This is a genomic window from Erwinia rhapontici (assembly GCF_020683125.1).
GTDB lineage: Bacteria > Pseudomonadota > Gammaproteobacteria > Enterobacterales > Enterobacteriaceae > Erwinia > Erwinia rhapontici.
The window spans coordinates 1,436,655-1,458,668 of sequence record NZ_CP085627.1 but is presented as its reverse complement, the minus strand read 5'-3'; the positions used below and the strand labels follow the sequence as shown (position 1 = coordinate 1,458,668).

Annotated in this window: 20 protein-coding genes; 10 read left to right on the top strand and 10 right to left on the bottom strand. The window is 56.3% G+C overall.

Features of this window, described 5'->3' with window-relative positions:
- The first annotated feature begins 2 nt into the window (after nt 1–2).
- The 8 genes from LJN55_RS06955 to LJN55_RS06920 all read left to right on the top strand — a co-directional run bounded on the left by LJN55_RS06955 (nt 3) and on the right by LJN55_RS06920 (nt 6,058).
- Nucleotides 3–1,232 (top strand): SAM-dependent methyltransferase, encoded by a 1,230-nt coding sequence (locus tag LJN55_RS06955; RefSeq protein WP_133841135.1) that lies wholly within the window; start codon nt 3–5, stop codon nt 1,230–1,232.
- Nucleotides 1,229–1,711, top strand: coding sequence for a DUF2878 domain-containing protein (locus LJN55_RS06950; protein WP_227535920.1), 483 nt, complete (start codon nt 1,229–1,231; stop codon nt 1,709–1,711). The genes LJN55_RS06955 and LJN55_RS06950 overlap by 4 nt, the downstream gene beginning before the upstream one ends.
- On the top strand, nt 1,708–2,217 hold the full coding sequence (locus LJN55_RS06945; RefSeq protein WP_227535919.1) for a chalcone isomerase family protein: 510 nt from the start codon (nt 1,708–1,710) through the stop codon (nt 2,215–2,217). The genes LJN55_RS06950 and LJN55_RS06945 overlap by 4 nt, the downstream gene beginning before the upstream one ends.
- 2 nt (nt 2,218–2,219) lie before the next feature.
- A complete protein-coding gene (locus tag LJN55_RS06940; RefSeq protein ID WP_133841138.1) occupies nt 2,220–2,753 on the top strand; it encodes a DUF3833 domain-containing protein in 534 nt (177 codons plus the stop codon).
- A gap of 74 nt (nt 2,754–2,827) precedes the next feature.
- Nucleotides 2,828–2,932 (top strand): protein YohO, encoded by a 105-nt coding sequence (locus tag LJN55_RS06935; RefSeq protein WP_133841139.1) that lies wholly within the window; start codon nt 2,828–2,830, stop codon nt 2,930–2,932.
- 132 nt (nt 2,933–3,064) lie between these two features.
- Entirely contained in the window at nt 3,065–4,543 is a 1,479-nt protein-coding gene (locus LJN55_RS06930) for an MFS transporter (protein WP_227535918.1), read from the top strand.
- A gap of 131 nt (nt 4,544–4,674) precedes the next feature.
- Nucleotides 4,675–5,406, top strand: coding sequence for a DUF2384 domain-containing protein (locus LJN55_RS06925; protein ID WP_205945534.1), 732 nt, complete (start codon nt 4,675–4,677; stop codon nt 5,404–5,406).
- Between the two features lie 91 nt (nt 5,407–5,497).
- Nucleotides 5,498–6,058 (top strand): RES family NAD+ phosphorylase, encoded by a 561-nt coding sequence (locus tag LJN55_RS06920; RefSeq protein WP_227535917.1) that lies wholly within the window; start codon nt 5,498–5,500, stop codon nt 6,056–6,058.
- On the opposite strand, the gene idi is transcribed toward LJN55_RS06920, so the two are convergent.
- From idi to bglX, 5 genes are all read right to left on the bottom strand, one after another.
- Nucleotides 6,043–6,594, bottom strand: a complete 552-nt coding sequence (idi, locus tag LJN55_RS06915; protein WP_133841142.1) for an isopentenyl-diphosphate Delta-isomerase — start codon at nt 6,592–6,594, stop codon at nt 6,043–6,045. The two genes, LJN55_RS06920 and idi, sit on opposite strands and share 16 nt — an antisense overlap.
- A gap of 132 nt (nt 6,595–6,726) precedes the next feature.
- Nucleotides 6,727–7,836 carry a suppressor of fused domain protein gene (locus tag LJN55_RS06910; RefSeq protein WP_227535916.1) on the bottom strand — a complete coding sequence of 370 codons (1,110 nt, stop codon included), beginning with the start codon at nt 7,834–7,836 and terminating at the stop codon, nt 6,727–6,729.
- A 117-nt stretch (nt 7,837–7,953) separates the two neighbouring features.
- Nucleotides 7,954–8,364 carry a lysozyme inhibitor LprI family protein gene (locus LJN55_RS06905; protein WP_133841144.1) on the bottom strand — a complete coding sequence of 137 codons (411 nt, stop codon included), beginning with the start codon at nt 8,362–8,364 and terminating at the stop codon, nt 7,954–7,956.
- A gap of 28 nt (nt 8,365–8,392) precedes the next feature.
- The gene (locus LJN55_RS06900; protein ID WP_227535915.1) at nt 8,393–9,259 is read right to left on the bottom strand and encodes an oxygenase MpaB family protein; all 867 of its coding nucleotides are present in this window, start codon (nt 9,257–9,259) and stop codon (nt 8,393–8,395) included.
- A gap of 78 nt (nt 9,260–9,337) precedes the next feature.
- Nucleotides 9,338–11,635, bottom strand: a complete 2,298-nt coding sequence (gene bglX, locus LJN55_RS06895) for a beta-glucosidase BglX (protein ID WP_227535914.1) — start codon at nt 11,633–11,635, stop codon at nt 9,338–9,340.
- A gap of 189 nt (nt 11,636–11,824) precedes the next feature.
- Between bglX and dld the strand changes: the two genes are divergently transcribed.
- Complete coding sequence (gene dld / locus LJN55_RS06890) at nt 11,825–13,549, top strand: D-lactate dehydrogenase (protein ID WP_227535913.1); 1,725 nt, start codon at nt 11,825–11,827, stop codon at nt 13,547–13,549.
- Between the two features lie 105 nt (nt 13,550–13,654).
- Here the strand turns inward: dld and LJN55_RS06885 are convergent, their stop codons facing one another.
- The 4 genes from LJN55_RS06885 to LJN55_RS06870 form a co-directional block, all read right to left on the bottom strand.
- The gene (locus LJN55_RS06885) at nt 13,655–16,096 is read right to left on the bottom strand and encodes a T6SS phospholipase effector Tle1-like catalytic domain-containing protein (protein WP_227535912.1); all 2,442 of its coding nucleotides are present in this window, start codon (nt 16,094–16,096) and stop codon (nt 13,655–13,657) included.
- Nucleotides 16,084–16,620, bottom strand: a complete 537-nt coding sequence (locus tag LJN55_RS06880; RefSeq protein ID WP_227535911.1) for a DUF3304 domain-containing protein — start codon at nt 16,618–16,620, stop codon at nt 16,084–16,086. Before LJN55_RS06880 ends, LJN55_RS06885 begins: the two co-directional genes overlap by 13 nt.
- Before the next feature lie 114 nt (nt 16,621–16,734).
- Nucleotides 16,735–17,271 carry a DUF3304 domain-containing protein gene (locus LJN55_RS06875; protein ID WP_227535910.1) on the bottom strand — a complete coding sequence of 179 codons (537 nt, stop codon included), beginning with the start codon at nt 17,269–17,271 and terminating at the stop codon, nt 16,735–16,737.
- 597 nt (nt 17,272–17,868) lie between these two features.
- Nucleotides 17,869–20,298, bottom strand: a complete 2,430-nt coding sequence (locus LJN55_RS06870) for a DUF3772 domain-containing protein (protein ID WP_227535909.1) — start codon at nt 20,296–20,298, stop codon at nt 17,869–17,871.
- 189 nt (nt 20,299–20,487) lie between these two features.
- Between LJN55_RS06870 and LJN55_RS06865 the strand changes: the two genes are divergently transcribed.
- Complete coding sequence (locus tag LJN55_RS06865; RefSeq protein ID WP_227535908.1) at nt 20,488–21,003, top strand: GNAT family N-acetyltransferase; 516 nt, start codon at nt 20,488–20,490, stop codon at nt 21,001–21,003.
- A 40-nt stretch (nt 21,004–21,043) separates the two neighbouring features.
- Here LJN55_RS06865 and pbpG read toward each other — a convergent pair whose 3' ends face one another.
- On the bottom strand, nt 21,044–21,997 hold the full coding sequence (pbpG, locus tag LJN55_RS06860; protein WP_200640909.1) for a D-alanyl-D-alanine endopeptidase: 954 nt from the start codon (nt 21,995–21,997) through the stop codon (nt 21,044–21,046).
- Between the last annotated feature and the right edge of the window lie 17 nt (nt 21,998–22,014).

Genomic DNA, 22,014 nt, shown 5'->3' with positions numbered 1-22,014 from the left:
CCATGACTGGCACTGATTTCAGCCTGGCACGCCGTGCAAAAACGGGTAAACGCTTCTCCGCATCACGCCGGGTGATTTTATCCCTGTTGCAGGGCATCAAAGGGGCGGGATTAACCCTGCATGACCCGCATCTCGGCACCTGCTTCTTCGGCGATGCGCAGGCTGCGCTTCAGGCCGAAGTGATGGTGCATCACTCACGGGCGTATCGCCGTATCCTGCTAGGCGGCAGCATAGCCGCTGCAGAAACCTATATGGATGGCGAATGGGAAACCCCGGACTTAACCGCCGTGATCCTGACGCTGGCACAAAATACCCGTGTCGCTGATAAACTGGAGGCCCGCCTCAGCTGGCTGACCGCACCGTTTAATCAGCTGCGTCATGCGTTGCGCCGCAACAATGTGCGCCAGGCAAAGCGCAATATCGCCGCCCATTACGACCTCGGCAACGACTTCTACACCACGTTTCTTGATGAGGCGATGCTCTATTCCAGCGCCTGGTTCCAGCAGCCGGAGATGACGCTGGAACAGGCGCAGCAGGCCAAAATGAAGCGCCTGTGCGTGAAGCTGGGGCTGACGCCGAATGATCATCTGCTGGAGATTGGCAGCGGCTGGGGTGCCATGGCTGAATTTGCCGCTCGCGAGTACGGCTGCCGGGTGACCACCACCACCATCTCGCGCGAGCAGTATGTCTATTGCTGTCAGCGCATCGCGGCCGCCGGATTGAGCGACCGGGTCACCGTCCTGTGTGAGGATTACCGTGATCTTAGCGGCCAGTACGACAAAATTGTCTCGATAGAGATGATTGAAGCGGTCGGTAAAGCCTATATTCCGCTGTTTATTCAGCGTTGCCAGCAGTTGCTGAAGCCGGGCGGCCGTCTGGCATTGCAGGCGATCACCATCAGTGAAGAACGTTTTGACAGCTACGCGCGCGGCGTCGACTTTATCCAGCGTTATATCTTCCCCGGCGGCTTTTTACCCTCCGTCAGCCTGTTGCAGAACACGCTGCAAGAAATCAGCGATTTCAGCGAGATTGACCAGTTGGAAATCGGCCCGGACTACGCACAGACCCTGCAACTGTGGCGGCGTCGGTTTGACAACGCCTGGCCCCAGCTGTCGAAGGGACGCTTTGATGAGCGATTCCGCCGTATGTGGCTGTTTTATCTCTGCTATTGCGAGGCGGGTTTCCGCGCGCAGACCATTGGCACCGTCCAGCTCACACTGCAACGCGCATGAGCCGCCTGCGCTTCTGGTTACTCACCCTCGGTTTCGATCTCTATTGGGGGCTGGCCGTGGCGCTACGCGAGCGCATCGGGCTGCTGCTGTGCGCCGGGGCGCTGCTGGCCTGGCTGCTGAGTCCGCGCGTGATGAAGCTGCGCCTGCTGCTGGTCGCGCTGGCAGGCATCGCGCTCGACAGTCTGTGGCTGGGCGTCGATCTGTTCAGTTTTAGCGGCAGCCACGCGTTTCCCGTCTGGATGCTGGCACTGTGGCTGACGTTCGCCTGCTGGTGGGGGCTGATCCTCCATCGCTTTGCACCTGACTGGCGCTGGCTGATCGTGGCTGGCGCAGTGGGCGGACCCTTTTCCTATTTCATTGGTGAGCGGTTCGGTGGCCTGCAATGGCATCAGTCACCCGCCATGGCGCTGGGCGCGCTGGCGATTGGCTGGGCGATCTGGCTACCGTTAGCCAGCCGACTCCTGCGGAGAAATTCATGAAAAAATGGCTGTTATTGCTGTTGTTGTTTTCATCGCTGAGCCAGGCCGCTGACTGGCTACGCTGGAAGAACGTGGGCAAAGCGACGCTGACCTGGGGGCCATTTACACTGTACGATTCCCAGCTCCTGACGCCCGACGGACGCTGGCAACCCGAGCAGTGGCCGCTGGCACTGGTGATCACCTACCGCCGCGACATCAGCCGCCAGGAACTGCTGGATGCCACGCTGGAACAATGGCAGGCACAGAATACCGGCAGCAGCGATCAGCGCCGACAGTGGCTGCAACAGCTGGCAACCGTCTGGCCGGACGTCAGCGATGGCACCCGTCTGGCATTTCAGGCGGATGCCCGTGGCGGGCAGTTTTACTGGCAGGCAGCCGGTACGCAGGCGGCGATCAATCCGATCGGCCCGCGCTTTGATGCTGCCTTTCGCGATGCTTTCCTCAATATCTGGCTATCGCCATCGTCGACTTACCCCGATATCCGTCGGGAACTGACCGGAGGTTAATCATGTGGAAATCCCTGTTACTGACGTTCAGCCTGCTGCTGGCAGGCTGTGGTGCCACGCTGGAAGACTATCAGCAGGCGCAACCGAAGATTGATATTTTCAGCTGGTTCAACGGTGAGTCCCGCGCATGGGGCATGGTGCAGGATTACAGCGGCAAGCAGATCCGCCGTTTTGAGGTGGTGATCCGTGGCCAGGTGGTGGGCGAAACCCTGACGTTAAACGAGCAGTTCGTTTATGACGACGGCGAGAAGCAGACGCGGGTCTGGCATATCCGTCGCCTGGCCGACGGCAGCTACACCGGAACGGCCGGGGATATTATCGGCACGGCAACCGGCCATGCCAGCGGTAACGCGTTTAACTGGCGCTACACCATGACGGTCAAAACCGACGACAGCAGTTATAAACTGAACTTTGACGACTGGATTTATCAGCAGGATGCGCAGCATCTGATGAACGTCACCTCGATGAAAAAATTCGGTATTGAGGTGGCACGCGTCACGCTGTTCTTCTCAAAACAGCCCGATTCGGCACAATAAAACGCCGGCTTTGGCTTAATTCCCACGGGCGAAAGCGCTATACTTCGCCCCTGGTTGAGAAAATGGATGAAGTGATGAACTTACAAAAGATTGGTGTGATATTTATCTTCCTGCTGATGGCGCTCGGCGGGATTGGCGGCGTGATGCTGGCCGGATATACCTTCATCGTGCGTTCCTGATCGTGCGGCCCGGCGGCAGCCTGTTGCCGCCCCGCCAGCACCATTGGTTGTAACTTATAACCAGACGGAATTTATCTCGACAGGTCAGCCCGTTATGCTTTGAGTTTACTCATCACAATAAAACTCAACATCATGACTGAAACCACTTCTTTGGCGCACGTCGCGCTGGCAGGGAACACGCCGACAGGCGAAGTCGTCACCCTCCGTCAGGCATCGGATGTCTCTCAACTGGTCAACACCAGCAATCACGCTGGCAACAATGCACGTATTGTTATCGGTATCGCCCTCGGTGGTGTTTTTCTCGATGCCTACGATCTCGGTGCACTCGCCTTTGGCATGAAAGATGTCACTCGCGAATTCGGCCTCTCCCCGGCAGGCGCAGGTATGATCGCCTCGTCCATTACGCTGGGTGCCATCGTCGGCGCACTGATTGGTGGCTACCTTACCGATAAAATTGGCCGCTACCGCGTCTTTATGGCGGATATGTTCTTCTTTGTTTTTGCAGCCCTCGCCTGTGCCTTTGCCCCCAATGAGTACGTTCTGGCCGGTGCGCGTTTCGTGATGGGCATGGGCATCGGTATTGATTTACCGGTCGCGATGGCGTTTCTTGCCGAGTTTTCCAAACTGCGGGGGCGCGGCAATAAAGCCGCCAGTATTGCCATGTGGTGCCCCACCTGGTACGCCGCGATCTCTATCTCTTATCTGCTGGTGTTGTTCTTCTGGTCAGTGCTGCCGGAAAGCCACAGCGACCTGATGTGGCGCATTATTCTTGGCTTCGGGGCCGTTCCGGCACTGATTATTATCGCCATTCGCAGTCGCTATATGAGCGAGTCTCCGGTCTGGGCCGCCAATCAGGGTGACCTGAAAGGGGCAGCGGCCATCCTGCGCAGCTCCTGGGGCATTAATGCACATGTCGCCGCAGATGCGGATCTCGCGCCAGTCAAAGCGGTACGCCGTGCCAGCTGGAGCAACTACGGCTCGCTGTTCAAAGGGGTTTACCTGAAGCGTACCGTGCTGGCGACCGTTACCTCGATTGTCTCCCCCTTCGCCTATAACGCGGTGGCGTTTGGCCTGCCGGTGATTATCTCCAGCTTCCTGGCACAATCGATGCTGAACACCATTCTGCTGTCGCTGGCGCTGAATCTGTTGTTTGCCTTTGTCGGGGGTACGCTGGCCGTACGGCTGGTGCCACGTTTTGGTGCCTGGAAAATGATGACGCTCGGGTATACGTTCCAGATTGTGGCGCTGGTCGGTCTGGCACTGGTTGGACGCCCGGAAGACGGGCAACAGGCGGCGATCTCGATTGGCATGCTGGCCCTGTTCCTGCTGGGCCAGGGCTTCGGACCGGGCGCACATACCATGACTTACGCCTCACTCAGCTACCCGACGTCACTGCGCGGCGTGGGTGTGGGCTTCAATCAGACAATGGTGCGCGCCAGTTCGACGGCTTCGCTGTTCCTGTTCCCGGTGCTGGCCGCCCTGCTCGGCACCAATGTGTTCTGGGTGATTGGGATGGCACCGATTATCGGCCTGATCGCCCTGCTGGCTATCCGCTGGGAACCCTCAGGTTATGATGTGGATTCAGAGGATTTTTCTTTCAGTCATCAGTAGAGGAGAAAGCGTGTGGCGAAATGATTCGTCACACGCTCCCGCATTGCACGCAAATTTCGATGAAATTTTAGACACACCGACAAATATTCGATATATTCAAAATATGCAATATATCCAGTCGGGGGTGTTCTATGTCAGCAAAATCCACACCAGCCATATCAGAAACCATCAGCCTGTTTAATGGTCAGCAGCTACGCAATATGGCTGCTGAAGAGAGTGCTGAATATCTGGTCATCAATGTTAATCAGCTAAAAGATGCCGCCCCTTCGCCTGCAGGCAATGGTGTCGCATTGCGAAAAAAACTGGAGAAGATGGTCAGCAATCCCCTTCTTGATCCCTCCCTGGCGCTGGCTTTTTTTGAAATTGCCCAGACACTGCTTAAACCTGCGCGCAAAAAAAAACCCGCTCACGCCGGGGGAAATAAATCAGAAAGTATTTTTGATGGCTATGAGCAGTACCATGCACGTAATCAACAGCGTCAGCACGATATCCGTGAATTCGTACTGAGCGAAGACCGATGGATCAGATCCGGCGAACTGTCTGACAAAGCCCATTTTACCAATGCTAACCGCAGTGCCGGGCCCAATGCCTGGAAACGTCGGGGTAAAACCTTTGCCATCAACGTTGAAGGCCAGGACCGCTACCCGGATTACGCGTTTGATGAAGCCTGGCAACCTCTGCCCGTGATCAAACAGGTGCTGGACATCTTCGATGGCACACGCACGCCCTGGTCGCTGGCCGCCTGGTTTGCTACTGGAAACAGTTGGCTGGGGGGACGCAGGCCAAAAGACCTGCTCACCAGCGATCCTCAGGCAGTCACCGATGCTGCGCTTCAGGCAAAATCCGGAGCACAGCATGGCTAAGGAGAGCAGTAACGGAAAAGGACTTTCGCCGTTTTTATGTCCTGTAGGTTCGGTTGCGATTAACCCTGTGTTACTACCTGCAGGTCATTTATTGTTTCGCGTTCATCGTCAGCAGTTTGCTGGCGACAGTTTTAACAATACATTGCAGGGTAACGCGCGCTTCAGCCCGATTTTCGACCAGCAGGGCAGACTCATTCCGACACTCTATGCCGGAGACGTCACCAGGGTGGCGCTGTGCGAAGTGATATTTCATGATATCGATATTTCGCAGTCGGCTATCGTCTATCAGGTTAAAGCGTTGGCTGCATTTCGTCATAGCCAACTGGTCACCACAGTCCCCATGCAGTTAGCCAACCTCGACCTGGCTTCATTGGTAAAAATGCGCGCCAACAAAAAGCTCATTCACTCCGATGCCAGTGAATACAACATTACACGCCAGTGGGCTGAAGCAGTCCATCATCAATATCCGCACATTCAGGGTCTGACCTGGCCTTCACGTCAACACGAAGGCCAGGCATGGTTGTTTTTTGGCGACCGTATTAACGGAGAATTGCAGATGCACCACCAGGGAACTCAGCTTCTCACTACCCCGCCGGTGGTTGGCGAGTTACTGGCGCTGGCTGACCGGATGGGGATCTATCTGGAAGAGTGATCTTTCTGCTGCGCGGTAAAACGCGCAAATTCAGAAGGGATGCGGGAAAACGTCAGCAAAAACCAAGGAGTGAAGCGTTCCGGGTGAGCGTGCATTTCTCGCTGGATATCGGCCAGGGAACAATAACGCCAGTCGTCTGCCTCTTCCGGATTAATATCAGGCTGCACATCGCTGATGGCAAAATAGACGTGGCCATATTCATGTTCGGTCAGGCCATTACTGAGCGGCAGATAATAACTGAGTTCAAACACCGGCTGCAGCGTCAGGCGCAGCCCCATCTCTTCCCGCAAGCGGCGTTCAGCGGCATCCTGAGTCGACTCCTGCGGATAAGGATGCCCACAGGTGGTATTGCTCCACAGCCCGCCACAGTGGTATTTACCACTGGCACGACGCTGTAACAGCAGCTGATGGTCGGTGTTGAACACGTAAACGGTGACCGCACGATGCAGCAGACCTTTTTCATGAACTTCCATTTTTTCCATCTTACCGGTAGGACGATCCTGGCTGTCGACCAGAATAACTTCAATTGCAGACATGCCGACTCCTCAGAAATGATACTGACTATTCTGGCATAAGAGGCATCTCATGGTCTGCATAAAATCGTGCTTTATGCGAGGCGGGCGTAAACCGAAAGTTTCCCGGCGTTGGCAGGCCGGGAACGCAAAAAATTATTCTTCTACATTCACCACCTGCTGACGGGCGCGAAAAATATGCCCGCCGCCGTACTGCAACAGACGCGCCACCAGATCCAGGCCACCGTTCTCTTCGGCCTGCGCGAATTCGCGCTCAAGCTGCGTGATCGGGGCCGCCCAGAGCAGATTGACCTTTTCGCCGTCACGTTTTGGTAGCGGGAACTGGCCGCTTTCACGCCCCAGGGCAGATGAGAGAATAAACCCTTCAAACCCCATCGGGGCCACTGAGGATTCGAGCGTATGCCCTTCCCCCAGCCAGCTGAGGCGAGACCATGGCATATGCGCAAATCCGGCTAACGCACTGGCCATTTGCACGGCATTTTCTTCCGTCATCACCTCGGCATCGATGGCCAGCGCCAGCTCCGTCCGACGATATTCCGGGGCGAGGTCATCAAACAGGAAATCCACCCACGGCATCGGGCGGATGCACATGCCAAGCGTCAGAAAGTACCAGCAGCCCTCATGGTAATGCTGGGAGATCGCCATCGGCGGCCAGTTGCCCTGATCAATAGAGTAATATTTCAGTGATTCACCGTACTGCGCTTCATAACATTGCAGCATATCCTGCTGGAAGGGCTCCCACTGCTGGCCATCCTGCCACTCGCGAAAAAACTGCCGGTGCTGTTGTGCGGCGGCGTAGTTTTTGTTGGTCGACGCAGAACCCAGCGGCGCGGTCAGACGGTTCGCTTTAATGCAGCCCGCCGAAAAGCTCACCTGCTGATCCTGGTACAGGCTCCAGCCCGGGATCACGGCCAGAAGCTGCCCCTGGTACCACAGAGCAGCACCGTCATCTGACGGCTCCCAAATGATCTGTAGCCCGGCCGGGTCAAGCATCGGCTCGGCGGCCAGCGTACGGCAATACTCGGCACTGAGCAGCGGCGGTGTGCCCTGCTCCATCGCGGCAACATCATCCTGCAAGGGGGCAGGCAACAGGTTACGCAACCAGCAGCCGCGCACGGCAAACTGTTGACGAAATGCGTCTGTCGGCCAGATATAAAAATACGCGGTGCGCTCATCCTGTTCGACAATTGCGATGAGCGTCTGTTGCTGATTGGTGACTTCAGCAATCTGATAGGGCTGTGTCATAACGCCTCGACGGTGTGTGGCGGGTTCCATTCCCTTGAGAATAGGCCTGGGCAATAAGAAGAGAATGGCGCGTTACATCACGTTGGGGCAAGGGTAAAAGTCTCAAAATGCCTTTTGTTACTCCCCCATATGGGTGCTTTCACGCAATCGATAGAGATCGCGGGCCTTCTCTTTAATCACATTCAGCTTCGCTTCTGACGCCACCAGCCCCCAGATTGTTCCCTGCTGCTGCTGATAAAAGCGGTTCATTGCCTGCAAATAACTGTCACGGTAGCTGATCCACGCCCGCTGGGCATTTTTCAGCGCGGCCTGCGCCTCAGGTGACTGCCCTGCCAGCAATAGCCGGTACTGTTTATTCAGCTCACTATCCCAGGCTTTATTCGCCACCTCATAACACTGAAGATTCTCCAGCGTGCTGACCGCCTGCTGCTGGCAGTTTGCCAGGCGGGTATCCAGATCCTGACGTAATGTTTCTGCTGCACTGGCCGTGCCGCTGAGCAGCAGCACGCTGATGAGAATATTTTTCATGATGAGATCCTTGAACCGTGAAAGAGAATTAACGTCCGACCCGCGTCATGGCCCGTTGATACGCCCCGCGCGAGATCGCCCAGCGCAGCAGCCTGGCAATCACCTCAATACGCAGGCGAATAATGCGCCGCCGTAGCGGAGAAAAATGCAGTCCGAACGCCTGTTGTGCCCACTCCGGCAGCAGTTCAATGCCCGCCAGCAGCATGGCATTCATCGCCGGACGCGCCTGCCATGATGGCGCGGGCGCATTCAGCAGCAGGGATAACACTTCCTGTGTGCGTTCATCACAGCGCAACTGCGGCCGCATCGCCTCAAGATACGCAGCAATGCAGGCAACACTTTTCGGTACATCCTGCGCGCCCAGCGCTTCGGCCACTAACGCTGCCTCTGCATAATAACGATCCTGTTCAGCCAGACTGAGCTGCGGGTTTTTATAGCGCAAATGCGCCGCCAGGAAACTGCGGGTTTCCGCGACATGAACCCAGGTGAGCAGCGCCGGATCGCTGGCGGCATAAGGTTGCCCGTGCGCATCCACACCGCTGACGCGCAGATGAATGCGCTTCACCCGGTCAATCAGGGTGTGTGCATCGATGGTGTTACCAAAAGTGGTGACGGCGATGAACTGACTGGTGCGGCGTAACCGCCCCATCATGTCGTCGCGGAAAGTGGAGTGATCCCACACGCCAGCCAGCGCCAGCGGATGTTGCATCTGTAACAACAGCGCGGCGATCCCGCCACACAGCATGGAAGAAAAATCACCGTGCACCCGCCATATCACACTGTCCGGGCCGTACAGACCGGGGTCACCAGGTGGTTTTGACAGGTCAAACTCATTTAATGACAGGCCATTTAAGCGGAACACCTGCTGCTGAATTTTATCGCGAAAATTGACCATTACAGCGTCCAGTGAAACCGGGCGAGGCATGCCTCACCCCAATGGAAAATGAGGTGGGCATGCCCTGCCCGACCCGCTTTACAGGTAATCAAACTCCGCATCGACGGTGCGCGCGGAATCCAGCCCGATCATCACGCTGAATTTACCCGGCTCGGCCACCTGCTGCATTCTGGCATTCCAGAATTGCAACGCGCTGACGTCAATCGGGAAGGTGACGGTTTGTGATTCACCGGCCTTGAGCATGATGCGCTTAAAGCCTTTCAGCTCTTTCACAGGGCGGCTAATGCTGGCCACCTGATCGCGCAGATAAAGCTGGACCACGGTTGCACCATCGCGCTTACCGCTGTTGGTCACCGTGACGCTGGCGTTGACCGTGCCGTTACGTGGCATGGTCGTCGCAGACATCTTCACAGGCGACAGCGTGAACGAGGTATAGCTCAAACCGAAGCCAAACGGGAACAGTGGGCCATTCGCTTCATCAAAATAGTGTGAGGTGTATTTGTTCGGTTTTTCGAAGTTATACGGACGGCCACTGTTGAGATGGTTGTAATAGATCGGGATCTGGCCCACGGAGCGCGGGAAGGACATCGGCAATTTGCCAGACGGGTTGTAGTCGCCAAACAGCACATCAGCGATGGCGTTACCGCCTTCGGTGCCACTGTACCAGCTTTCCAGCATCGCATCGGCCTGCTGCGTTTCATGCACCAGCGTGAGCGCACGGGCATTCATCAGCACCAGCACCAGCGGTTTTCCGGTCGCTTTTAGCGCATCAATCAGTTTCAGCTGACTTTGTGGCAGCGTCAGGTCACTCCGGCTGGAGGCTTCATGCGCCATACCACGCGCCTCACCTATCGCCAGCACCACCACATCCGCTTTTTTAGCGGTGGCAACGGCTTCATCCAGCATCTGCTGCGGTGAACGCGTATCGACGGTCATCGCTTTTTCATACAGGTTGATAAAGTCCTGAATGCCTTTATCGTCGGTGACGTTCGCGCCTTTGGCGTACAGCAGCGTGGCTTTACCGGCCGTGGCGTTTTTCATCCCCTGCAACAGCGTGACGGACTGCGCTGCCACACCGGCGGCAGACCAGCTACCCATGATGTCGATCTGGCTGTCCGCCAGCGGGCCAATTAAAGCCACTGTGCCGGATTTTTTCAGCGGCAGCGTCTCCAGACGGTTTTTCAACAGCACCATGCTTTTGCGCGCCACATCGCGGGCTTCGGTGCGATGCAGACGGCTTTCCGCATTGGTGTCTTCCGGGTCGCTCCCCACCGGACCAAGATGGCTGTACGGGTCGTTAAACAGCCCCATATCGTATTTCACATTCAGCACATGGCGTGCCGCATCGTCGATCTCTTTCTCGCTCACTTCACCGCGTTTTACCAGGCCCGGCAGGTACTTGCTGTAATACTCATCGCTCATACTCATATCAATGCCGGACTTCAGCGCAATACGCACCGCGTCTTCCGGATCACGTGCCACGCCGTGTTTGATCAGCTCTTTAATGGCACCGTGATCGCTGATGGTGATGCCTTTAAACTTCCAGTCATCACGCAGCACCTCTTTCAACAGCCAGCTGTCGGCGCTGGCCGGTACGCCGTTCAGCGAGTTAAGCGCCACCATAACGCCGCCGCTGCCCGCATCTAACGCCGCTTTGTACGGCGGCAGATAGTCCTGGAACAGACGCTGCGAACTCATGTCTACGGTGTTGTAATCACGCCCGCCTTCCACCGCACCATAGGCGGCAAAGTGTTTGACGCTGGTCATGACAGAATAGCGATCCGCCGGGCTTTTGCCCTGCATCGCCTGCACCATCGTGCGGCCCATCACCGACGTCAGATAAGTATCTTCACCAAAGCCCTCTGAGCCACGTCCCCAGCGGGGTTCACGGGTCACATCCACCATGGGCGCCCAGGTCATATTCAGCCCGTCATCAGCGGCTTCATACGCCGCAATGCGGCCAACATTCGCTACGGCCTCGGTGTCCCAGCTCGCGGCCAGCGCCAGCGGGATCGGGAACTGGGTGCGTTGCCCATGGATCACATCATAAGCAAAGAACAGCGGGATCTTCAGGCGGCTGAGTTGCATCACCTGATCCTGCATCTGACGAATGTCATGGCGGGTGACGGTATTAAAGATCGCCCCCACCTGCCCCTGCTGGATCATATCGCGTATGGCGGATTTCGGATTTTCCGGCCCCACACTGATCAACCGAAGCTGGCCGATCTTTTCATCCAGGGTCATTTTTGTCAGCAGGTCGGTAACAAATGCGTCACGCGCCTGTGGAGTCAGTTGATGTGGGCCGATCAAATCGTCGGCAAAAGCTGGCTGGATCGCCAGAGTAACGGCAAGGCTGACAGAACAAATCCATTTCATCAGATGATTTTCTCTCAAGTGACTGTGGCGTATCTATTTATTTTAGTACACGTAACAAACGGGTGCAGTGTGGCATACCTTGAGAATAGCAGCTAGTTTTCAGGTGATGAATCACAGACGCCACAGGACGGACTTTATTGCCACGCTGCGAGTGCTACAGTAGGACGGTGATACTGACAAGGATATGACATGCACACTTCCCAACACGCAGAACAAAAACTGATTGCTGAACTGGGCCGCATTGTGGGCCGCAACCATCTGTTAACGGAACCGGAAAAAACAGAACGTTATCGTAAAGGCTTCCGATCGGGCGAAGGCGATGCGCTGGCGGTGGTCTTCCCCGGCAATTTACTGGAGCAGTGGCGTATTTTGCAGGCCTGTGTTGCCGCCGACGTGATTATTCTGATGCAGGCGGCCAATACCGGGCTGACCGAAGGCTCCACGCCAAACGGCAAAGATTATCCGCGCGATATCGTGATAATCAGCACCCTGCGGATGGATAAAATTCAACTGCTGGATGAGGGAAAACAGGTGCTGGCGTTTCCCGGCAGCACGCTGTACCAGTTAGAAAAAGCCCTCAAACCGTTGGGACGTGAACCACACTCGGTGATTGGTTCTTCCTGTATCGGCGCCTCCGTACTGGGCGGTATCTGCAATAACTCGGGTGGATCGCTGGTGAAACGCGGCCCGGCCTATACCGAAATGGCGCTGTATGCGCAGATTGATGCCAGCGGAAAATTGCAGCTGGTGAATCATCTTGGGATCAACCTCGGCGTCACACCGGAGCAGATTTTAGGCAAGCTGGATGACGACAGCTGGCAGCAGAGCGATGTGCTGCACGACCAGCGTCACGCCTCTGACCCGGATTACGCCGAACGGGTACGCGACGTCGATGCTGACACACCATCGCGTTTTAATGCCGATGAACGCCGCCTGTTTGAGGCCTCCGGCTGTGCCGGCAAGCTGGCCCTGTTTGCCGTCCGCCTGGACACCTTTGCCAGCGAAAGCGCTCAGCAGGTGTTTTACATCGGCACCAATGACACGGCGGTGCTCGACCAGCTGCGCCGCCATATGCTGGCCAGCTTCGATAATCTGCCCGTGGCCGGGGAATATATGCACCGCGATATTTTTGATATGGCGGAAACCTACGGCAAAGACACCTTTGTGATGATCGATAAGCTCGGCACCGACAAAATGCCGCTGTTCTTCACGCTCAAGGGACGCGCAGATGCCCTGCTCGCCCGGATCAAATGGCTGAAGCCCCACTTCAGCGACCGTCTGTTGCAGAAAATAGCCGCGTTGCTGCCGTCACATCTGCCACCGCGCATGAAGCAGTATCGCGATCGTTTTGAACACCATCTGATGCTGAAGATGTCCGGCGACGGGGTGGCGGAAGCGCGCGCTTATTTAAACGACTTTTTCAGCAGCGCCGAAGGGGAGTTCTTCGCGTGCGAAGGAAAAGAAGGGGCGCACGCTTTCCTGCATCGCTTTGCCGCGGCGGGCGCGGCCGTGCGTTATCACGCAGTGCATCATGAGGACGTGGAGGATATCCTGGCACTGGATATTGCCCTGCGCCGTAACGATCGTGACTGGTTTGAGCAACTCCCACCTGAGTTTGACGATGCGCTGACCCACCGTCTTTATTACGGCCACTTCCTCTGTCATGTGTTCCATCAGGATTACATCGTGAAAAAAGGGGTGGATGTGCACGCGCTTAAGGAGAAGATGCTGGACATCCTGCACGCGCGTGGCGCGGAGTACCCGGCAGAGCATAACGTCGGGCATCTGTACAAAGCCAAACCGCAGCTGAAGGCGTTCTATCAGCAGCTCGACCCGACCAACAGCTTTAATCCGGGGATTGGTAAAACCACGCGGGCCAAGCACTGGGGCGAGTGCGGATGCGATAAATCGTAGGGGGACCGGCACGCCTGACCCTTGAGGCGGTCGAGGCATGCCTCGACCCTACATTGTTACGTTCAATGTGCCCTGGTCGGGGCATGCCTCGACCTTACATTTGCACTATTTTAACGTTGCCGTCTGAACGATCTTAAGCCAGCTGGCCGGAATGGCCGCTTTCGCCCGCGCCAGCTGCTGTTCTGCTATCAGGATTTTTTGCTGAGCCACCACAACGCCCGGCTCAGTGGTAAAAGCCCGCAGCTGCTCGCCCCCAGGCAGTTCAGGCAGCGGGAGCCGGGTTATCTGATCCAGCACCTCGACCTGCAAAGAACGCACCGCACCCGTGGCCGCCAGTCCGCCCAGTTTTCCCGCCAGGCTTTTTTGTCTGAAGCTCAGTACCACGCCCGTGGCCAGCGTGGCAAATCCCACCAGGTTTCCGGCGATCACCAGCGGCGAGAGGGATTTATTACAGACGTCGGCAAAATAGATCATGCGATAGCGAAAATAGCCCGCCCACATTTCACGCGTACCCAGCGTCGAGTGCATAAACCAGGCGCGCGAGTCGTGAACCTGGTCGTCAAACAACGCTCTCACCCGCCCGGATGGCTGGTCCGCGTTACTGGCTTCACCCGCATCGGGGAAGAGGGTTTTTTCCAGCGCTTCACCCCCGGTTTTTATCCGGCGAAACTCCTGTGGTTCGTCGTCGGTATTCAGGATAAAAATCATCGGTTGCAGCACGGTATCCAGCACCACCTCGACGAGGTTATCCGGGATGCGGTAACCGTCGTGGTAATCCTTACCAAACTCCTTAGCGGCTTCGAACAGCTGGGTGCGTGCCATATCCGGGTCAAAATCTTTTATGCCCGGCGCCAGCATCAGCTCATCCATCATGTCGGCGGGCTGGTTCACACGCTGATCCTGGCGATCCTTCAGTACCTTTTCCTGCTTTTCATCGCGTTTCATTTCAGCCGCTTTACGTGCGGCAGGCAGCGCTTCGCTATCCGTGGCGCGCTGGTAGAACGGTGTTTTCAGCATCGTTCCTCTGGCATAGCGGTTAATACGCCAGGCGGTAATCCATGCAATCTGATGATCAATAACGCTCTCCAGACTGCTGCTGGCGCGGGGCGGGTCGTATTTTGCAGCGTCTTCAGCGGTAATATTTGCCGGGGTGGGCAGGTTGAGGGTGAGTTCGCGCCAGGCGTTGAAGCGGGTGACAAGTGGAGTATCAATATTGAATTGTTTACCTAAGTCGAAAGGCATACTGCTCCATGCCTTATGGGCAAATTTTTTAGGTAATGCTGTTGCCGGAACTTTAAGTGGTGCCCCAGCTTCAAATGCAGCAGCATACATATCATGCAAAGCTATTTGCGACAGCAATAAGCTGTCGTCCTCAGCATTCGCCTTTCCCTGATCCCCCGGCGGATAACCACCACCAATATCGGAGTGCATCCCCGGATAAACCACCTCAGTGGCATAAGGGGGGTACGTGCCGTCAGCCCGGCGCACTGATTCCAGCGGGAAGCACAGGCGCTGCTCATGGCCGGAAACCAGATGGATGCATTTTTTAATCAACCCGCCGTAGATTTTATCATCCGGCAACTCCATGGTGCCGCCGGCCCAGGCCATATGGCCTGAGGCAAGCGGTGCCACGTGTGCCACTCCAACCGACGCCACGGTATCCAGCAGCCCGAGAAACTCGATGCTGACCGGCAGCTGTAGATCACCGATTTGCAGGCACTGCGGCGGTTTTTCGCCTTCCTTCACCGGCGGTGGCAGCAGCTCACTCAGCCAGCGCACAAAGGTGCGCGCCTCCGCCGCACCGCGAGAGAACCCATAGATATACAGTTTGATGTCCAGCAGTTTGGGCTTGCCCGGCTCCGGCTGGGTGATCCACGGCTTCAGCGGCCGGGATAATATCTGCAATAGTCGGTTAAATTCTTCATAGCGGTTATGGCTGCCGCCCACCCACAGCCGGCTCCAGCGGGTGCCCATTTTGCCAATCGACAGGCGGCTTTCTCCGGTGGTCAGCCACTTTTCAGTGGCGGTGAACTTCAGCACATCAATAATGCGCAGCAGCGCCCAGTTAATACGCTCCTCGCCCATCGCCGCCCCCACCAGCCCATCGAGGGAGTACTCAAGGTCGTTCACTTCCGGGAACGGGGTGCCGACGCCGGGGATGTAAAACTTAAAATACTGACCTCCGCTGTCACTGGCCGCATCCAGCGGTACCTGACGGGTATCAGGCACACCGCCGGCCGTGCCGTCGCCGATAGCGGCGCGATACAGACGGGCAATATTGGTCGGGTGTTTTGGGTCGGACAGGACAAAATCATTGTTGAGGTTATTGCCGGTGCCGTCGAAAAACAGGCTGATATGCAGCGTTTTACAGCAGGGCGGTTCCACGCGCCGCCCTGCGGCCAGGCACAGCGCCTGGTGGTAATTTCGCTCGCTGCTTTTCTGCTGGTGATAGTGTTTCCCGACCAGCAGTGACTCAGTGGGCAAGCGCCCCTGCGCCGGGAACGGCGGCGGATTCCATGCCAAATCGGCTTTGTTTATCTCGGACATACAGTGGGCTCCTTCATCCTGATGGGCTCTTTAACCGGGTAGTTAGCGTTCTTTGGTGACCAGCAGCTGGTCGTAACTTTAACGTCATCGCAGGGCAGAAAATGCACCGTGATACCGCAGGTGTCCTGGTCGTTGTAGTCAGGGACGGGTACGGTTTTGCTGTGCTGCCGATTCTGGGCACTCATCTTTCTCTCCCAGGATTTATATTTCACCCTGTCCGCAAAACCAGGGAATCCGGCCATATCACCCACTCCTGTTTCCCAGTCAATGCGCGCCGTCATCCCCGGCCTCCACTGCGCCGGTATGCCGTAGCAGCAGCCCCCGCCGCCGCCCTGGAACGGGCCGATAATGTCGATGCCCGACTGACCGTTCACGCTGAAGTGGTTAATCGCCCATTTGGTGTGGTTGATGGCCTTAATGGTGCCACCACCGCCGCTGCGGCCCTGGGCTTCCGCGGCAGGCTGCGTGCAGCCGGATAACAGCAGCAGCCCCGCCAGCAGCGGGCTTAATAACGAGAGTTTCATCTGACGTTCCTTGTTGGAAAGTAAACTAACGGTGTTGTCTGCCCCGCGTTACAGGCACAGGCAAGCGCCCCTGCGCCGGGAACGGCGGCGGATTCCATGCCAAATCGGCTTTGTTTATCTCGGACATACAGTTGGCTCCTTCATCCTGATGGGCTCTTTAATCGGGTAGTTAGCGTTCTTTGGTGACCAGCAGCTGGTCGTAACTTTAACGTCATCGCAGGGCAGAAAATGCACCGTGATACCGCAGGTGTCCTGGTCGCTGTAGTCAGGGACGGGTACGGTTTTGCTGTGCTGCCTTTTTTGCGCATCAATACCTTTCTTCCAGGCAAGATATTTTTTTCTGTCCTGATATCCAGGAAAATCCATTGAATATCCCACCCCCGTTTCCCAGTCAATGCGCGCCGTCATCCCCGGCCTCCACTGCGCCGGTACGCCGTAGCAGCAGCCCCCGCCGCCGCCCTGGAACGGGTCGATAATGTCGATGCCCGACTGACCGTTCACGCTGAAGTGGTTAATCGCCCATTTGGTGTGGTTGATGGCCTTAATGGTGCCACCACCGCCGCTGCGGCCCTGGGCTTCCGCGGCAGGCTGCGTGCAGCCGGATAACAGCAGCAGCCCCGCCAGCAGCGGGCTTAATAATGAGAGTTTCATCTGACGTTCCTTGTTGGAAAAGTAAGTTAACGTCAGTGTTGGACGAAAGGGTGTCCCTGCGCCGGGAACGGGCGCGGGTACACGGTGATAAAATGTCGATGACTTCGCGTTTTCGGGATATCACTCTGATAAGAGACACTCATATTTACTCCTGTTAAAACGAGCGCAGAAAGCAGGCATTAGGCACACTTTCCTTGTGTGTACAGGCGCGACTATATCGCAGCGCATTGATAATGAGCAACCTGCAGACGACAAGAATGCGACTTGAGTGATAACGGAGCTTCCCCGATCTACCGGAATTTATATCAGAGAAAATTAATGGTTGATGTAATACAGAGGGGAAATAAAGCGACTAAATTGGCACGGGCCGATCGGAAAAAACGATCGGCCTCTACCGTTGGCGTTAACCACGCGGGCGAAGCACTGGGGCGAATGCGGGTGCGATAAATCACAGGGGGACCGGCACGCCTGACCTTTGAGACGGTCGAGGCATGCCTCGACCCTACATTGTTACGTTCAATGTGCCCTGGTCGGGGCATGCCTCGACCCTACATTATTGTTACGTTCAATGTGCTCTGGTCGGGGCGTGCCTCGACCTTACTCTTTCGGCTCCTGCAATACCATCTGACCGTTTTTACGTTCAATGATCATGGTCTGCGGTGTGGATAACATGACCCCTTCTTTGCGTAAGCGGGTCAGAATATCAAACAGCAAATCGCTTTTCGCCCCACCCACCTGACGCGGGCTGGCAACGTTACCGGTCACGGACAGCACAATCCCCGTGGAGGTCAGATCCTTAAAGGTGACTGACGGCTCCGGAGTCTCCAGAATGCGTTCATTCTCGTTATACACTTCAAGCAGCAGTTGACGAACCTGCTGCGGGTCAATATCCAGCGGGAAGGTCAGCGTAATGGTCGCCACCCCCTGGGCATTGCCCATTGTGGCATTACGTACGTTCTGCGAAATCAGCTGCGAGTTCGGCACAATCACGGTGGATTTATCACTGAGCTGGATTTCCGTGGCGCGCACATTGATACGGCGAATATCGCCTTCAATGCCGCTGATACTCACCAGATCACCAACCTTAACAGGACGTTCCGTCAGCAGGATCAGGCCGGAAATAAAGTTCTTCACAATTTCCTGTAAGCCAAAACCAATACCGACTGACAGGGCACTGACGATCCAGGCCAGCTTATTCCACTGCAGACCCATAATCGACAGGGTCATCAGGATCACCAGCACAAAACCGATATTACTGAACAGGGTAATCAGCGACAGGCGCATCCCCTTGTCCATCGTCGTTTTCGGCAGAAAATCATGTTCCAGCCAGCGCTTGACCGAACGCAGTACCCAGATGCCCACCACCATGCAGATCAGCGCATTCACCAGATGCGCGGGGACGATATTCAGGGATTCGAGGCCTTTACCGCCCCAGAACTCAATGGCTTTCTGCACCAGTTCAATCGGTGTCGAACTGCCGAAGGTGCCATTCAGCAACGCCATCGCGGCCGCCAGCACCAGGAACGTTTTGCCTATCGCGCCCAGCACCGCCGCCACCTGCCCCAGATGACGCTCATCAATATTCAGCGAAGCCTGAATGCGTTTACCGGAGGCATTGTTGGTAGAAAACAGACTTTCACACCCATCGGCCACCAGCTGGCTGAGGATATAGAAAGAGCCAAAGACAATCCCCATCCAGATCAGCTCATAGCTCAGGAAGCGCGCCAGTGTGATATAGCCAATCACCAGCGCAATCATAATCGCCACGCCAATCAGCGTCAGGGCCATCTGGATCAGCCCGACCAGCGTGGATTTCGCCTCCGGCTGATTACCTTCCTGCATCATACGGCGACGTACACGGTTGGTGCGCATACTGATCGATAGCGCCGTGGCACCAATCAGCAGTGCGGTCAGACCGTTAGCAAAGATAGTGGTACCAACGCTGGTACTGGCGCTGCTGTTGAAGCTTTCTACTGTCTGGAAGATAAACACCAGCGCTGCGGTGAGCGGTGGGAAGGGTTTTAACGCCGTCGCCACTTCATTGGAGATATTCGGCAAACGCCACGACGGGCGGCGGGTGGAGAGGAAAGCGCGCCCAAGACCGGCAATCAGCCCGCAGAGCACACTGAGCCCGACCAGCTTGTCAGCAAAATCCCGGACTTCATCGACAACGTCATCGTGGCGGGTGAACGCAAGGTCGAGGAAGTTAAAGGCCAGCACCACCGCGGCAAGGGTGGTGATGGCCGTCGCCGCCGCAAGGAAACTGCGGCGCAGACGACCTTCCGGCAAATGGTGAATCCCCACCCAGGCCAGAAACTCTTCCAGGTAGCGGCGCCCCAGCGTGGCCACCAGCCCGGCGGCCAGCACCCAGGCCAGCGTGCCAAAGCGCCAGCCGGGTTCCCAGGAAAGCGCAGCCGTGCCAGTCAGCTCATCGACAAAATCGCTGATTTTAGCGCTGTCATCGCTTTGGGTATTAAACAACGGGGCCCAGAAACGCGGACCAAAAATACTGCCTGCGTTGAGCGCCAGCTGGGTTTTCAGCGCGTCGCGGCGCAGATTAACGATCTGCGCGGACAGGTTGATCGCCCCGCTTTTGATCGCCTCAGCCTGTTTTATCTGGTCATCCATTTTGCCTTTCTGGTTTTCCAGCTTGTTGCGTTTGCTGGTGACCTCCGCCGTTTCTTTCACACCGCTGCTGGCTGCCGGAGCCGGACCCAGTACCGCCAGCTGCGCCTGTAACTGCGCACGCTGTGGGATGATACTTTGCATCAGCGTATCGGCATCGCCGGACAACTCCAGTGCCAGATCGTTGAGCGCATTCAGTTTACTGTCGTTTGTTTCACCGGAAACCTGCTGTTTGATCTTGTCCAGCACCTTCTGCATTTTCGGCAGCTCAACGGAGGCGTTGATTTTAGGGGGAGCATCATTTTGCTGAGTGTTGTCGTTATCCGCCGCCAGCACAAACTGGGGCGACAGCGCCACCAGCGCCAGCAGACAAACACGAAGAAAAGTTAACAAGCCAGACATGTGCAGGTTCCTGAGACGAAAGGGTAGCGCCGGGCGGCGCCTGTCAATTTTCCGGCTAGTTTAAGCTTTTGATCTGGCCGGGACTATAGGATTCGTGATGGAAAAATGAGGTCGCCGTCATAAGAATATTCTATGACCTCGCCTTCCTGGTGTTATGGCAAATTATCCAAAAAACGCATGGAGCAAAAAATGTCCCTTTCCTCTTCTGAGCCGATCGTCCGTGATGCGACACCAGGCGATATCGACGCGATGACCCGTATTTATAGCTGGCATGTGCTGCACGGTTGCGGTTCCTTTGAGGAAACGCCACCCGATGCAGCAGAAATGGCTGCCCGACATCAAAAAGTCTGTTCGTTCGAACTGCCGTGGCTGGTCGCCGAGATCGACGGGCAGGTCGTGGGTTACTGCTATGCCACACAATATCGTCCACGTCCCGCTTACCGTTTTACCGTTGAAGATTCGGTCTATATTGATGCGGAAATGGGGGGCCGTGGCATCGGCAGCGCTCTGCTGGCCGCGCTGATCGTCCGCTGTCAGCAAGGCCCTTTCCGCCAGATGCTGGCGATTATCGGCAACGGCGAGCGCAATGCCGGCTCGCTCAATCTGCATAAAAAGATGGGATTTGAGATTGTCGGTAATTTCCGCGCCGTGGGTTTTAAACATGGCGAATGGCGCGATACGTTACTGATGCAGCGAGCGTTATAACCAGGGCGATCGCAAAAAAAGGTCGCCCCGTGAGCGCAGGTTATTCTACCGCGCTGTCATCGACCGCCCGGTTAGTGACCACCTGCGAGGCTTTCTGCTTCTTGTAACTCAGCGCTGCCGGAGGAACCGGAGAGATTTTGCCGGTTTCCATCCACTTACGCAGACGGTTAGCGTCAGCAAAATGGGTGTATTTTCCGAAGGCATCCAGCACCACCAGTGAAACCGGGCGCTTATTGATCACCGTGCGCATCACCAGGCAGTGTCCTGCCTCATCGGTATACCCTGTTTTCGTCAGCTGTATATTCCAGTCCGGGCGATACACCAGATGGTTGGTGTTACGGAACGGCAGGGTGTAATTCGGGTTACGGAACGTGGCCATATCTTCATGGGTGGTGCTGAGTTCGCCCAATAGCGGATAACGTTTGGTCGCGATCAGCAGTTTGCTCAAATCACGCGCCGTTGAGACGTTCTTAATCGACAGTCCGGTCGGCTCTACGTAATGCGTGTTACTCATGCCCAGTGCGCGTGCTTTGGCGTTCATGGCGCGAATAAAGGCATCATATCCGCCCGGATAGTGGTGCGCCAGGCTGGCCGCCGCGCGGTTTTCTGAGGACATCAATGCCAGCAACATCATGTTCTTACGGCTGATTTCGCTGTTAAGACGCACCCGCGAATAGATACCGCGCATTTCTGGCGTACGGCTGATATCAACCTTGAGCATTTCGTCCATCGGCAGATGGGCATCCAGCGTCACCATCACCGTCATCAGCTTGGTGATTGAGGCAATCGGACGGACCAAATCCGGGTGACTGGCGTAGATCACATTCTGGGTGGTCAGGTCGACAATCATCGCACTGCCTGATGCAATTTCAGGCTGGGCCGATGGAGTTTCTACGGCAGGCTGGTGAGTACGGGCAACGGCCTGATTCAGGATGGCCTGACCAGAAAACAGCATAACCACACTTAATAGAGACAAACGGATTTTTGCAGGCATCGTAAACTTAGCGGCTG